Genomic DNA, 14,262 nt, shown 5'->3' with positions numbered 1-14,262 from the left:
CGGGAGCGGAGGCGGGAGGGCTAGCGGAGCGCGCTGCGCACCGCCGCGTCGAGCGCATCGAGCACCAGCCGCACGCGCGGCACGTTCCGCAGCTCCCGGTGGTACGCGAGGAAGACGGGCACCGACGGCAGCTCCGCGTCGACCTCGAGCCGCACGAGCCCCGCCGCCGAGCGCGCCGAGGGGTCGGACATGAGCACGATACCCTGCCCCTGCAGCGCCGCCTCGAGGAGCGCGAAGTGCGAGTTCGACCGCAGGACGAAGCGCTTTGCCCCGTGGGCGGTCAGCCACGTCATCTTCGGGCCTTGCCCGGGCATGCCTTCGTAGCCGATGAAGTCGTGGCGGTCGAAATCGGCCGTCTTCAGCCGCCCGCCCCGGAGCCTCCGCTCGATGTAGCTCGGCGCGGCGTAGAGCCCGAACGAAGACCGCCCGAGGGCGCGATGGACGACCGCGGGCGACGACGACTTGCTCGCGCGCATCGCGACGTCCGCCTCGCGCCGCGCGAGATCGACGAGCCGCGTCTCCGAGAGGATCTCCAGCAAGAGCCCCGGATGCAGCCGGCGGAGCTCGCAGAGGAGCTGCGTGACGGGCTGTACGATCGTGTCGGCCAGCGACACGCGCACCGTCCCGGAGAGCGCCTCGTCCCCCTCGTCACGGCGGATCGCGTGCAGCCCGCTCTCGATCTGCTCGGCGAGCGCCACGAGATCGAGCGCGTCGGGCTCCACGGACGTCCCCCCGTTGCTCCGGTGCACGAGCGGGCGCCCGAGCGCCGCCTCCAGCGCCTCGATGCGCCGCGCCGCGGTGGAGGTCGAGACCCCGAGCGCCTTGCCCGCGGCGAGGAAGCTGCGATGGCGATGCAGCGCGAGGAGCACGCGGAGGTCGTCCCAGAGCGGAGTGACTGCGCTTTGCATTCGTGGAAAGCGGGTTACCACCGATGCCCATTGTCGACAAGCGCGCCCGAAACCATCCTTCAGCCATGACTCCTTTCGATTTCAAGGGAAAGACGGCGCTCGTCACGGGCGCCTCGATGGGCATCGGCGAGGCGTTCGCCCGCGAGCTGTCGCGGCGCGGGGCGACGCTGATCCTTGTCGCGCGCAGCGAGGCGAGGCTCGCCGCGCTCGCCTCCGAGCTCGGCGAGGCGCACGTCATCGCCGCAGATCTCGCCGCCCCGGGCGCCGCGCAGCGCCTCCTCGACGCGGTCGCCGCGAGGGGGCTCGAGGTCGACGTCCTCGTCAACAACGCTGGCTTCGGCGTGTACGGCGCCTTCGACGAGCTCTCCCTGGCGACGCAGCGCGAGCAGATCGATCTCAACGTCGGCGCGCTCGTCGAGCTCACGCACGTGTTCATGCCCATGATCGAGCGGCGAAAGGGGGGCGTCATCCAGGTGGCGTCGATGGCGGCCTTCCAGCCGATCCCGTACTTCGCCGTCTACGCGGCGACGAAGGCGTTCGTCGTCTCCTTCAGCGCGGCGCTCTGGGGGGAGTACCGCCCGCGCGGCGTGCGCGTCCTCGCCCTGTGCCCCGGCGCGACCGAGACGCCGTTCTTCCAGCGCTCGGGCGACGTCCCGGGGGCCAGCAGGAGGGCGCGGCCGGAGGACGTGGTGAGCGCCGGGCTCGCGGCCTTCGTGGCCGGCCGCGCGACGGTCGCCCACGGCGCCGCGAACAAGGCCGCCGCGTTCCTCTCCCGCTTCCTCGGCCGGGAGTTCGCCGCGAAGGCGATGGCGCACTTCGGGAAGCCGAAGGCGCCCGCGCTCCCCGGCGCCGCTGGCCGCGCGGCGTGACCTCGACGCGCCCCGCGGAGCAGGGGTGCTTGTCGGCTTGAGCGCTGTCGCCGGCCGCGAGAGGTGGTATAGGTGAATCTCTCGCAGCGCCCGGCGTGACGTGTGCACGCGGGCGCGGCGTCGCTCAGGGGCTGTCGCCCTCGCGTCGACAGTGTCCGCACACCCTTTTTCTACACGCGTCGCGAGGAGCCTCGATCTTGCGCGCCGTGAGGCGCTCGGAGACATCCGAGCGCCCAGCGGCGCGCCCGGAGCGGGCTGCTCGCGTCCACCGGAGTGAGAATGATGAAATATCGAGTACTTTCGTCACTGGCCTGCATCGGCTGCGCGCTGTCGCTCGCCGCTTGCGGGAGCGATGACGCCGGCAACGGCGCCGCCTCCACCGGTCAGGGCGGCGGCGGAGCCAGCACGGCGAGCGCCGATCCTGGCGCCTCGTCCACCGGAGGCGCCTCGACCAGCGCGGGAGGTCAAGGCGGCGCCGCCACGGGCAGTGGGGGTGGGACGCCCAGCGGCGGAACGACGGCGACCGGCGGCGAGGCCGGCGGCGGGGCCGGCGCTGGAGGCTCGACGGGGACTGGCGGCCAGGACGAATTCGAGCCGGTGGCCATCTCGTTCGGGACCGAGCTCGAGCCGCGCGCCGTGGTGCTCGAGGCGCGAGAGCTCGCCACGTCCGTCGCCGATCCCAGCTCGCCGGCGTGGCGCGCCAGAGGTGACCAGCGAAGGACCTATCGCTTTCCAGACGCCGGCGCCGACGTTCCTTACCGCGTCTGCGTCCCGGAGCGCTGGGACGGCACGTCGGAGCTACCCCTCGTGATGTTCTTGCACGGCGCGGGGAACGACGAGAGCTCGTACCTGGATCAGAACAACAAGCAGATGGTGACGCTGGCCGACCAGCATGGCGTGCTGCTGGTCTCGCCGCTCGGCTACAACGGCGCGTACGGCACCTACCTGCGGCTGCCGGCCGTGTTCGGGCAACCGGAGGAGGCCGAGAAGCTCCTGGCCATGCGCACGCCCGAGCGCGAACGCGATCAGGAGCTCAGCGAGAAGGACGTCATCAACGTCCTGGAGCTGGTGCTGAACGAGTACCCCGTCGATCGCAGCGCGATGTTCCTCACCGGACACTCGATGGGGAGCGCCGGCACCTGGTACATCGGCGCCAAGTACGCCGACTACTGGGAGGCTCTGGCCCCCATGTCCGGCCCCTTCGTCCAGGAGTCGGTCTATCCCTGGGACCGGCTGCGCGACATGCCCATCTTCGTGACGGAAGGGACCCGCGGCACGCCCTCCCTGACGGGCAGCCGGGCGCTGCGCGACTGGATGATGGCCGGCGGCTACGCGATCACCTACAAGGAAGTCGACGCGGACCACGCAGGGATGGTTCCGCTCGTGCTGCCCGACGTCTTCGACTTCTTCGACCGCCCGTAGCCTCCGCGCCGGTCGCCCCGCCATGCGCCCCCGGCTGGCCGACGCAGGCATGCGTCGGCCGCCGCCGGGCCCGTCACGATCCTCAGTAGGTCGAGAACAGGCTCCAGAGGAACTTGGGCGCGAACGCGGGCCAGCCGTGGTTCGTGTTCTGGTAGTTCGGGTCTCCGTGCTCGCACCAGTAGACCGGATAGCCCTCGTCACAACCCTGGTACATGACGCAGTTCGAGAGGTTGTCCGTGTAGCCTTCGACCGGCGTCGTGCTCGTCCCGCAGTGGTTCAGCGCGGTATAGAAGTCGCGCGTCTTCGGGCCGTTCTCCGTCCCGACCACCGAGTCGCGCTCTCCGTGAATGACGACCGACGTGACCTGTCCGGTACAGTCCCGGGTGCCGGCGTTGAGCTGATACTGGGGCACGTTCTTGGTGGCGCACGGGCCCACCGCGCGCAGCTTGTCCGCGTGCTCGCAGCCGAGGATGCTGGAGAAGTCGCCGCCCGAGCTCTCGCCCGCCGCGAACACGCGCGCCTTGTCGATGCAGAAGTTGCCCGTGATCTCTTCGTAGAGCGGCTCAAAGAAAGAGACGTCGTTCGCCCCCCAGCCAGAGTTGGAGTTGGCCGGGTGAGGGTAGACGCGGATCCAGGCCTCCTTGGGCCCGGTCACCTCGAAGCCCGCGTTCTGCTCTGCCCAGCTGATCGGGTTCCCCGTCGGGTTGAACATGATCATCACCGGGTACGGCTTGCTGGCGTCGTAGCCGGTCGGCAGCTTCACGTAGTACTGGTGATTCGATACGTTGAGCGGGCTCTGCGCGCTGCCCGTCTGCGGATTGGCCTTGTTGCACCCCGCGCTCGGCTCCGGGGGGACCTTGCCGTCCATCGAGCCGCCCTCGCCGCCGGTCCCCGGCGAACCACCGCCGCCGCTCATTCCCCCCTCACCGCCCACGCCACTCGTGGACGCGCTGCCTTCGCCTGTCGTGGTGCTGCCGCCGGTCGTGGTGCCACCGCCGCTGCCCGAGACGGACGCCCCGCTCGTCGCGGCCTGAGGGTCGCCCGACGCGCCCGTGCCGTTACCATCGTCACCACTGCACCCCGAGAGGGCGTGAGAGGCGACCAGCGCCGCGAAAAATGTGATTCGAGCGGAAGCAGGTTTGTTGATCATGTGAATTTCCAGGCGCGTTCTCGCGCTCGCCGAGGTCTCAGGAGGGCATGTATTGTGAGCGCTCACATTTTTGATGTCAACTCTTGTCGGCGGGACCCCGGGTATCCTCGGGCCTGAGGGAAGACAGGCCTGGGGGTGGCTCCTCCGGAGCGCCGCGTCAGGCGACGGCGCTCCGCGCGCTCGGCGGCGGAGAGGTGGATTGGAGTTGACAGCGGGATGTGTGCGCTCACATCCGCTTCGAACGACCTCGTGCAGACGGAGAGCAGGTCGTCAGCACGGCGATCGTGCGCTCGCTGGAGCGCCGATCGGCTTGAAACACCAAGGAATGAAGAGATTGGAACCACAGAGGCACAGAGGGCACAGAGGAACAACAAAAAACTCTGTGCCCTCTGTGCCTCTGTGGTTCGTCTTCTCGGGCTTCCAACTGTCTGGTGTCATGGCCTAGGGCCTCGCGGCTGCCGCGCGCGCCGCCTCGACGTGGCGCAGGCAGGCCTCCCGGCTGGCCCTGGCGGCGGCCTCGGGCACGCGCAGGAGCTCCATCCGCCGCTCGACCGGCATGCAGTAGGTGGTCGCCGCCCACAGCTTCGGGTCGTCGACGCCGCGGAGCTCCTCGAGATCGGTCCACACCCGCACGGCCTTGTCGTCCGCCGCGGTGACGATGCGGTGGCCATCGGGGCTGAACGCCACCGCGTTGATCGGCGAATCCGAGGCGCGGAGGACGAGCGGCTCGCCCGTGCCGTCGGCGTTCCACACCCGCACCGTCTTGTCCTGCGACCCGGTGGCGATGCGCTTGCCGTCGGGGCTGAACGCCACGCCCAGCACCCAGTGCTCGTGACCGCGAAAGACGAACGGCTCGCCCGTGCCGTCGGCGTTCCACACCCGCGCGGTCCGGTCCCAGGACGCGGTGACGATGCGGCGGCCATCGGGGCTGAACGCCACCGCGTTGATCGCGCCGTCGTGACCACGAAAGACGGTCGGCTTGCCCGCGCCGTCGGCGCTCCACATGCGGGCTGTGCTGTCGGATGACCCGGAGAGGATGCGCTTGCCGTCGGGGCTGAACGCCACGGAGTAGACCCGATCCTCGTGGCCGCGGAGGACCAGGGGCTCGCCGGTGCCGTCGGCGTTCCACACCCGGACGGTCCTGTCCCACGACGCGACGGCGATGCGCTGGCCATCGGGGCTGAACACCGCCGAGTAGACCTGATCCTCGCTGCCGCGGAGGACCAGGGGCTCGCCGGTGCCGTCGGCGTTCCACACCCGCACGGTCTTGTCGGCCGACCCGCTGGCGATGCGCTTGCCATCGGGGCTGAAGGCCACCGAGTTGACCTCATCCTCGTGACCGCGAAGGACGATGGGCTCGCCGGTGCCGTCGGCGTTCCACACCCGCACGGTCCGGTCCAGCGACGCGGAGGCGGCGTGTCGGCCGTCGGGGCTGAACGCCACCCCGTAGATGCGATCGCTGTGACCGCGAAGGACGATGGGCTCGCCCGCGTCGTCGGCGTTCCACACCCGCGCGGCCCTGTCGTGCGACGCGGTGACGACGTGGTGGCCGTCAGGGCTGAACGCCACGGAATAGACCTGATCGTCGTGACCGCGGAGGACGACGGGCTCACCCGAGCCGTCGGCGTTCCACAGCCGCACCGTCTCGTCCTGCGACCCGGTGGCGATGCGCTCGTTGTCGGGGCTGAACGCGGCGGAAAAGACCCGATCATCGTGGCCGCGGAGGACCAGGGGCTCGCCGGTGCCGTCGGCGTTCCACACCCGGACGGTCCTGTCCCAGGACGCGGTGACGATGCGCTGGCCATCGGGGCTGAAGGCGGCCGAATAGACGCGATCGTCGTGGCCGTGGAGGACCAGGGGCTCGCCGGTGCCGTCGGCGTTCCACACGCGCGCCGTCCTGTCCCAGGACGCGGTGACGATGCGCTGGCCGTCGGGGCTGAACGCCGCATCGTAGATCTGATCCGTGTGACCCCGGAGGACGACGGGCGCGCCGGCGCCGTGGGCGCTCCACACGCGCGCGGTCCTGTCGGCCGACGCGGTGACGATGCGCTGGCCATCGGGGCTGAACGCCGCCGCGTAGACCCAGTCCTCGTGACCGCGGAGGACGGTGGGCTCGCCGGCGCCGTCGGCGCTCCACACGCGCGCGGTCCTGTCCCAGGACGCGGTGACGACGCGCTGGCCGTCGGGGCTGAACGCCGCCGACTGGACCCGATCGTCGTGACCGCGGAGGACGAGCGGCTCACCGATGCCGTCGGCGCTCCACACGCGCGCGGTCTTGTCCCACGACGCGGTGACGATGCGCCTGCCGTCAGGGCTGTAGTCCGCGTCCATCACGCCGTCCGGGTGGACGAGCACCGCGCGCGAGATCCTGCTGTACAGCGCCCACCGCGCGAGGACGGCCCAGCCGCGCGGCACGTCGCTCGGCTCGACCTCGCGCAGGATCGCGAGCACGCTCGTGGGGTCGGCCTGCAGCTCGCGCGCCGCCGCCACGCGGGTGGCGTTGCGCGCGCGCAGGGCCTCGGCCTGCGCCCGCCCCGCCTCCCGGTCGGCGCGCGTGGCCTGCTGGTCGGCGCGGACCGCCAGGTACGAGACCGTGACCGCGATCGCGGCGAGCGCGGCGATCACCCCCGTGGTGAGCCGGCGGCGCAGGCGGCGCGCCCGCTCGCAGTGGTCCACGACGGCCAGGAGGTAGTCCTCCTCGCGGCTGCCGAGCCCGGCGCGCCACTCGGCGCCCTGCTCCTCGCGGCGGCGCCTGTACCAGGTGCGGGCGTCCTCCGCGGCGCGGTCGCGCCAGAGCAGCCCCTCGGCGCGGCCGCTCGCCTCCCACTGCTGGGCCGCGGCGCGCAGCCGGGCCAGGAGCTCCGCGTCCTGCTCGCTCTCGGCGAGCCACTGGCCGAGCTTCGTCCACCGGCTGATCAGCGACTCGTGGACGAGCTCCACGGTCGCGCCCTCGCGCTCGTCGCCGGTCTCGATGAGCAGCAGCCGCGCGCCGGCGAGGTGCTGGACCACCTGCGCGATCGCCTGCGAGGCCTCGCCCTGGCCGTCCCGCGCGAGGTCGCGGAGCTCCTCCATGCGCACGACCGCGCGCGTGCGCTCGGGCGTCACCAGGCGCAGGAGCACGGCCCTGGCCAGCCGCTGCTCGCCGAGCGGCAGCGCGGAGAGCACCGCGTCCGCGTGGGCGGACAGGGCGCCGGCCACGCCGCCGAGCTGCTCGTAGCTGTCCCGCGTCAGCACCCGGCGCTCGCGATCCCGCGCCTCCCACAGCTTCGCGGCCGTGAACTGCAGGAGGGGCAGGGGGCTCCGCGTGCCCTCGAGCGTGTCGAGCATGTGATCGATCATCGCCGCGGTCTCGAACCTGTGGCCGGCCGCCTCGATCGGCCGCGTCAGCGCCTCGCGCAGGCCCTCGCGCCCCATCGGCGGCAGGAACGTGAGCCCGCGGGTCACCTCCGTCACGAAGTGGTGGTCGTCGGCGATGCGATCGAGGAAGTCCGAGCGGATGGCGAGCACGGCGCGCAGGGTCGACGAGGCGTCGTCGGCGGCGCCTTGCAGGCAGGCCACGAACGCCGCCCGGTCCTCCGGGGCGGCGCCGAGCGTGTAGAGCTCCTCGAACTGGTCGACGAAGAGCAGGATGCGGTGCCGCTTCCCCTCGCGGCGGCAGCGCGCCCGCAGCCGGGCGCCCAGGTAGCCCGGCTGGGCGCGCAGCGTGGCGACGAGCTCGTCGTGCGTGCGGATCTCGGGCGAGCCCGTCGTGCCGGCGGGCTCCGCCTCGGCGACCTGCACCAGCACGTCGACGATCGCGGAGAGCGGGCGGGGCCCGGGGCGCAGGATGAACGCCTCCCAGCGGTTGCCCGAGCGCTTGAGCGCCGGGATCACGCCCGCGCGCACGAACGACGATTTGCCCGCCCCGGAGGGCCCGGCGACGGCCACGAGCTGCTGGTTGCGCAGCCGCGTCACCAGGGCGGCGGCCTCGCGATCGCGGCCGAAGAAGCGCGGGGCGTCCGCCTCCTGGAACGCGGAGAGCCCGGCGAAGGGGCTCTCGTCCTCGCCCAGATCGAGCGCCTTCCGGCCGGGCAGGAGCGCCTCGAGCGCGGCGAGCAGCTCCCGGGCCGAGCCGATGCGCTCGGCCTTGCGCTTCTTCAGGCAGCGGTCGATGAGGGCGTCGAGCGCGCCCACGTCCGCGCGCCGCTCGCTGGCGGAGGGCATGGGGACGTCGAGGTTCATGATCTCCACGAGCCGGCCGGCCGAGAACGGGTCCAGCGGGTGCGCCCCCGTGACGAGCTCGTGGAGCACGATGCCCACGGCCCAGAGATCGGTGCGCGCGTCGATGTCCCAGCCCCGGAGCTGCTCGGGCGACATGTACCGGGGCGTGCCGAGGATCGCGCTCTGCCCGCTCTGGTAGGCGCCCCCGGCGAGCGCCATCCGCACGCCCGTGAACATCGAGACCACGTCGGCCTCGACCTGCTTGGCGATGCCGAAGTCGAGCACCTTGATGCACCCGGCGTCGTCGAGGAGGATGTTCTCCGGCTTGAGATCGCGGTGCACGATCCCGAGATCGTGCGCGCAGATCAGCGCGCGGACGACGGGGATCATGAGCTCGACGGCGAGGCTGGGCGCGACGGGGCCGGGCGGCGTGTGCGCGGGCGGCAGGCCGGGCGCGCTGGGGTGCTCGCGCTGGGCCATCCATTCGCGCAGCGTGCGGCCCTTGACGTACTCGAGCACGAGGTAGGGGTGCCCGTGGATCTGGTCCACCTCGTGGATGACCACGATGTTCTCGTGCCTGCAGCGCGCCGTGGCCTGCGCCTCGGCCAGGAAGCGCCCGATCCCTTGCCCGCTGTGCTCGCGCAGGAGCTTGATGGCCACCAGGCGGCCGAGCCTCGTGTCGCGGGCCAGGAACACGATGCCCATGCCCCCCTGGCCCAGCTTGCGGATGATCTCGTACTGCTTGATGGTGTCGCCGACGTCCGGGGGCGTGTAGACCGCGACGGGCTCCGCCGGCGTCGTCGGCGCCTCCTCCGGGGCAGGCGGGGGCGCTCGCATCTCCGGCGCCCCTCGTATCTGCGGCGTCTCCACGTCCTCGGGGAGCGCGCCCTCCAGGGACGGCTCCGGCTGCGGCCGCGCCGGAGCCCCGGCGCTCCGGATCTCCCCCCGCTGGGCGCCGAGCCCCGCGCTCACCTCGGCGTCGAGTCCGGCGTTGATTCCCGCGCTCCTCTCGGCGCCCCGTTCCAGGGCGCTCGGCGCGCCGAGATCCACGAGGTCTGCCCGGCGGATCCCGCCCGGCTCGCTGGCGTCGAGCTCGCGCAGCAGGTCGTCGGCCGTCGCGAGCCGCGCGTCGACGTCCTCGATGGTCGCCTGCCGCAAGATCGCGCCGAGCGGGTGGCCGAGGAGCGCGCGGGGGATCCGGACCACCAGCCCGCGGCTCTCCCGCGGGAGAGGCGCGCCGTCGAGCGGGCTCTCGCGGCCCGCGCGCCTGCCCGTGAGGCACTCGAGGTACACGAGCCCCCAGGCGTACAGGTCCGCGCGCGTCGTCGGCGGGAGCCCCCGGAGCTGCTCTGGCGCCGCGTAGAGCAGGCCCAGGGGCCCGGCGCCCGAGTCGGCCACGCCGGCGCCGCCGCCGCGCGCGCCCGAGGCGAGGCCGAGGTCGAGCACCCGCGCGTCGCGCCGCGCCTCGGAGGGCACGACCATCACGTGGCTCGGCCGGAGCGCCCCGTGGACGAGGCCCTGCCGGTGCGCGCAGGCCAGCGCGTCGAGGACCTGCCGCATGAGGTGCCGCGCCTCCTGCGGGGCGAGCGCGCCTTGCTGCGAGAGCACCTCGGCCAGGCTCTGCCCTGGCACGAGCTCGGAGACGGCATAGAGCGCTCCGTCGTCCGTCTGCCCCCAGTCGACGAGCCGCGCGATGTTGGGATGATGGAGCCGCGCGCAACAGCGCATCTCCTCCTGGAAGCGGAGAAAGCGGGCGCGGTCGGCCCCGGCCGGGCCCGCGGGATCTCCGTCCCGAGCGAGGCGGAAGATCTTGAGGACGATCGGCCGCCCGGTGGCGATGTGCCGCCCCGCGTAGACGACGCCGAGGCTGCTCTCCCGGACCAGAGAGAGGAGCTCGTAGCGGCTCTGGAATACCATCCCTGGAGCGAGAGTCTCCCGGTTCATCGCAGCCCCTCCGGTCGCGGCCGCCTCGCCGCGGGCGCTCCGGGCGAAAGGCCCAATCGAGAGCATCGCGACGACGGCGGCTGTCGAGCTCGTCCAGCGCCCGTGCCTGGACAGCTCGACCCCATGGCCGGTCGGATGCTCCGGCCGCCGATCTCGCTGCCCCTCACTTCATAAAGTGGCCCCCGCTCCTCGTCCCGCGGAGGCGCGCCGCCAGCGCACGTCGGCGGCCGCCCGGATCCTCGCGGCGGGGCGGCCCCGCATCGGCGTGCGCCCGGGCGAGGCTGTGTCGCGCACGGACGCCGGATCGCGATCCTTGCGTACCTGAGCAAACGATCGTCGCGCGCGGGGGCACACCCGCCCTCGTCAGCCCGGATCCGGCGCGAGATCCAGCGTGAAGGGCGCTGCGGCGCGAGCGCGGGAGCGTGGCACCGCCGATGCTTGGGGCGAACGCGAACACAAACCCGAACGACCATCCATTCTCCAGGGGATTCCGGACATGCCCGCCTTGAACGCTCAGCTCGCTGGAACGCTCGACGAACGACGGCCTTCTCGCGCCCCCGAGCACGACGGAGCGGACGGTCTCCGGGACGAATTCCTCACGCTCGCGTCGCACGAGCTCTTGACGCCGCTGACCTCGCTCCGGCTGCAGGTGCAGAGGATGCAAAGAATGCAGAAGGCGCAGAAGGCGCAGACGACGCAGACGACGCAGACGACGCAGACGACGCAGACGACGCAGACGATGCAAAGGACGCAGACGACGCAGCCAATGCAGGAGATGGAGAGGACGAGCGAGCCGCACGGGGAGGAGTCGCCGGCGTGGGGCGCCTCGCTGGATATCGTCGGCCGGCAGGTCAACCGGCTCACCCGGCTCTGCGATGACATGCTCCAGGCGATCAGGCTCCGGTCGGGCCAGCTCGCGCCCGAGCGCCGGAGCGTCGATCTCGGGACGCTCGTCTGGGAGGTGGTCGCCGGGCTCGCGGTGGAGATCTGCGCCCCGTCCTCCGCCATCCTGGTCGACGCGCCGGAGGGCGTGGTCGGCCGCTGGGATCGCGAGCAGATCGGCCGCCTCGTGTTCCACCTGGTCAAGAACGCCGTCGTCTTCGGCGAGGGCCGGCAGATCGTCCTCCAGGTGAAGGCCTGTCCCGGCGGAGCGCGGCTCGTCGTCCGCGATCACGGCAAGGGCATCGCGGAGGAGGATCAGGAGCGCATCTTCGCGTGCTTCGAGCGCATCGGCGACGTGGAGCACTACGGCGGCCTCGGGCTCGGCCTCTACCTCGCGCGCGAGATCGCGCGCGCGCACGGCGGCTCCCTCGGCGTGGAGAGCTCGCTGGGCTGCGGCGCGACGTTCACCGTCGAGCTCCCCCTCGATCCGGAGCATGCCAGTCAGGCGAGCCCGGCGCGCGCCGCGTGACCTGATGCGAGACGCGAGCTGACGCGAGCGAGCCGGCCAGCCCGTCCTTCATGGCTTCTGCGGCGCCCTCCCGGACGTGCCTTGGAGCGTGGCCTCCTGTGTGGCACGATCCACCCGGGGGAGGGAACATGGATTTGCCTCGTGACGGCAACACCGACACGACCATCGCGCTCCAGGGCGACAGTTGCATCGACGCGATCTGGCGGCCTCAGCCGGCAGGGGGCCAGGTCACACTCCTGATCTACCACCGCGAGGGCGTGGAGCGCGTGCTGCTGAGCCCCGGAGTCCCCGTCGTGGTCGGCCGCGCGCCCCCCTCGCTGGTGCGCATCCAGGACAGCAGCCTGTCGCGCGAGCACGCCCGCTTCACGCTGTCGAGCGGGCTGCTCACGGTCGAAGACCTGCAGTCCACCAACGGCACCTGGGTGAGCGGGTCGCGGGTCGCCCGCGCGGAGGTGAGGCCGGGAGACGACGTCATGCTGGGCAACCTGCTCGTCTCCGTCCGCGCGTGCTCGTCGGAGGAGGGCGTTCAGACCGTCCTCCTGAGCCACGAGCGGTTCCGCGTCGTCCTCGAGGACGAGGTGGTGCGCGCCCGGCATTTCGGCCGCACCTTCGCCGTCGTGATGGTCCGCGCCGAGCGGACCGCCGGGGCGCACGTGAGCCGGTTCTATCCCCGCGTCAGGGCGCTGCTCCGGCCGGTGGACCGGATCGGGCTCTACAGCCCGGACACGCTCGCGATCTTGCTGCCCGAGGCGCGCCCCGAGGCCGCGCTGGCGCTCGCCCGCGCGCTCACGGCGCCCTCCGCGACGGGAGAGCCGGCCTTGCTCGCCGGCATCGCCTCCTTCCCCGACGCGGCGACGTCGGCGGAGAAGCTGCTCGAGCTCTGCTTCCGGGCGACGCGCGGCCTGACGTGCGATCAGCCGGTGCAAGTGGCGCAGGCCGGGGCCTGCCAGTGCAGCGGCGCTGCCGGCAGCGGCGAGCCGGGGGACGAGTACGTCGCCGAGAGCCCCGCGATGCGCCGCATCTTCGAAATCGTCGCGCGGATCTCGCGATCGCCTGTCCCCGTCCTCCTGCTGGGCGAGACGGGGACGGGGAAGGAGGTCGTCGCGCGGGCGATCCACAAGCAGGGGCCGCGCAGCGCGCGAAAGATGGTGACCGTCAACTGCGGGGCCATCCCCGAGCAGCTCGTCGAGAGCACGCTCTTCGGCCATGAGCGCGGCGCGTTCACCGGCGCGAGCCAGCAGCAGCGGGGCGTGTTCGAGGAGGCCGACGGAGGGACGGTGTTCCTCGACGAGGTCGGCGAGCTGCCGCCCGCGGCGCAGGCGGCGCTCCTGCGCGCGCTGGAGACGCGGCGGGTGACGCGGGTGGGGTCGGTCCGGGAGATCGAGGTCGACGTGCGCGTGATCGCGGCGACCCACCGCGATCTCGAGGGGATGTGCGCGAGCGGCGGCTTTCGCCTCGATCTGCTCTACCGGCTGAACACGATCACGCTGACGCTCCCGCCGCTCCGGGCGCGCCCCGAGGAGATCGAGGCGTTCGCGATCCGGTTCCTGCGTCAGGCGAACGACGCGAACGCCACGGCGATCCGCGGCATCGCGCCCGGGGCGCTCGCGCTGCTCAGGAGCTACACGTGGCCCGGGAACGCGCGGGAGCTGCGCAACGCGATCGAGCGCGCCGTCGTCATCGCCGAGGGCGAGTGGATCTCCGAGCATGACCTGCCCGAGCGCGTGCGCGCGGCGCAGATCCCCCCGGCGCCGCCCGGAGACGAGCCCGCGCGCGAGGGCGAGGAGGTGGGCGCCGAGATGTCCGAGGGCGCGGACGGCCTCAAGGCGCGCCTCCTGCGCCACGAGGCCGAGGTCATCGTCGCGGCGCTGCGCAAGGCGGGCTGGAACCAGACGGAGGCGGCGCGGGCGCTCGGGATCCCGCTGCGGACGCTGGTGCACAAGCTGAAGGCGCTCGGGATCAAGAAGCTCGGGTATGCGCCCGCGGGGGAGAGCCCGCATTGATTCACGAGCCCGAGCTCGTCATCGCTCTCGTGCCCGGTGAACCCCTGCGTCGTCTTGCTGGCGAACGACGCCGGCGCGGGCTCTCCCCACACGGGGTTCCTGCGCTGCCCGAACGGATCGTAGCTCCGCCGTTCGATCACGCCGCCGTCCTCGTTGGTGAGCGCATCGACCGAGCCGAGGTGGTCGACGTGCACGTACAGTGCGCCGTCATCCGCCCCTCCCCGGGTGACGATCGCCACGACCCGCTCCGGCGAGTGCACGTGATACCGATGCTCCACGGTGCCCGACGCCGCCTCGGTGACCCGCTCGTACAGATCGCCGAGGTAGAGCGTCTCCTTCTCGGGTGTCGTCTTGC

General features: G+C 72.3%; 7 protein-coding genes. 4 read left to right on the top strand and 3 right to left on the bottom strand.

The features are described from left to right. Window positions 1-20: 20 nt before the first annotated feature. On the bottom strand, window positions 21-908 hold the full coding sequence (locus tag WME76_RS22665) for a LysR family transcriptional regulator (RefSeq protein WP_437954374.1): 888 nt from the start codon (window positions 906-908) through the stop codon (window positions 21-23). Between the two features lie 65 nt (window positions 909-973). Here WME76_RS22665 and WME76_RS22660 point away from each other — a divergent pair, with 65 nt between their 5' ends. Next, a complete protein-coding gene (locus WME76_RS22660) occupies window positions 974-1,777 on the top strand; it encodes an SDR family NAD(P)-dependent oxidoreductase (protein WP_437954373.1) in 804 nt (267 codons plus the stop codon). A 279-nt stretch (window positions 1,778-2,056) separates the two neighbouring features. Then, the gene (locus WME76_RS22655; protein ID WP_437954372.1) at window positions 2,057-3,199 is read left to right on the top strand and encodes a hypothetical protein; all 1,143 of its coding nucleotides are present in this window, start codon (window positions 2,057-2,059) and stop codon (window positions 3,197-3,199) included. A gap of 82 nt (window positions 3,200-3,281) precedes the next feature. Here WME76_RS22655 and WME76_RS22650 read toward each other — a convergent pair whose 3' ends face one another. Together WME76_RS22650 and WME76_RS22645 are read right to left on the bottom strand one after the other, a co-directional pair. Continuing rightward, window positions 3,282-4,349: an alpha/beta hydrolase family esterase gene (locus tag WME76_RS22650; protein WP_437954371.1), complete on the bottom strand. Its 1,068-nt coding sequence runs from the start codon at window positions 4,347-4,349 to the stop codon at window positions 3,282-3,284. 441 nt (window positions 4,350-4,790) lie between these two features. Continuing rightward, complete coding sequence (locus tag WME76_RS22645; RefSeq protein WP_437954370.1) at window positions 4,791-10,493, bottom strand: nSTAND1 domain-containing NTPase; 5,703 nt, start codon at window positions 10,491-10,493, stop codon at window positions 4,791-4,793. Between the two features lie 667 nt (window positions 10,494-11,160). On the opposite strand from WME76_RS22645, the gene WME76_RS22640 reads away from it, so the two are divergent. Both WME76_RS22640 and WME76_RS22635 read left to right on the top strand, forming a co-directional pair. Then, window positions 11,161-11,904, top strand: a complete 744-nt coding sequence (locus WME76_RS22640) for a sensor histidine kinase (protein WP_437954369.1) — start codon at window positions 11,161-11,163, stop codon at window positions 11,902-11,904. A gap of 128 nt (window positions 11,905-12,032) precedes the next feature. Then, window positions 12,033-13,907 carry a sigma 54-interacting transcriptional regulator gene (locus tag WME76_RS22635; RefSeq protein WP_437954368.1) on the top strand — a complete coding sequence of 625 codons (1,875 nt, stop codon included), beginning with the start codon at window positions 12,033-12,035 and terminating at the stop codon, window positions 13,905-13,907. The last annotated feature ends 355 nt before the right edge of the window (window positions 13,908-14,262 follow it).

This window comes from Sorangium sp. So ce119, assembly GCF_051524405.1.
In the GTDB taxonomy this organism is placed as follows: domain Bacteria; phylum Myxococcota_A; class Polyangia; order Polyangiales; family Polyangiaceae; genus Sorangium; species Sorangium cellulosum_G.
Note: the sequence above shows the minus strand (reverse complement) of the source record. Positions and strands in the feature narration are given on the sequence as shown.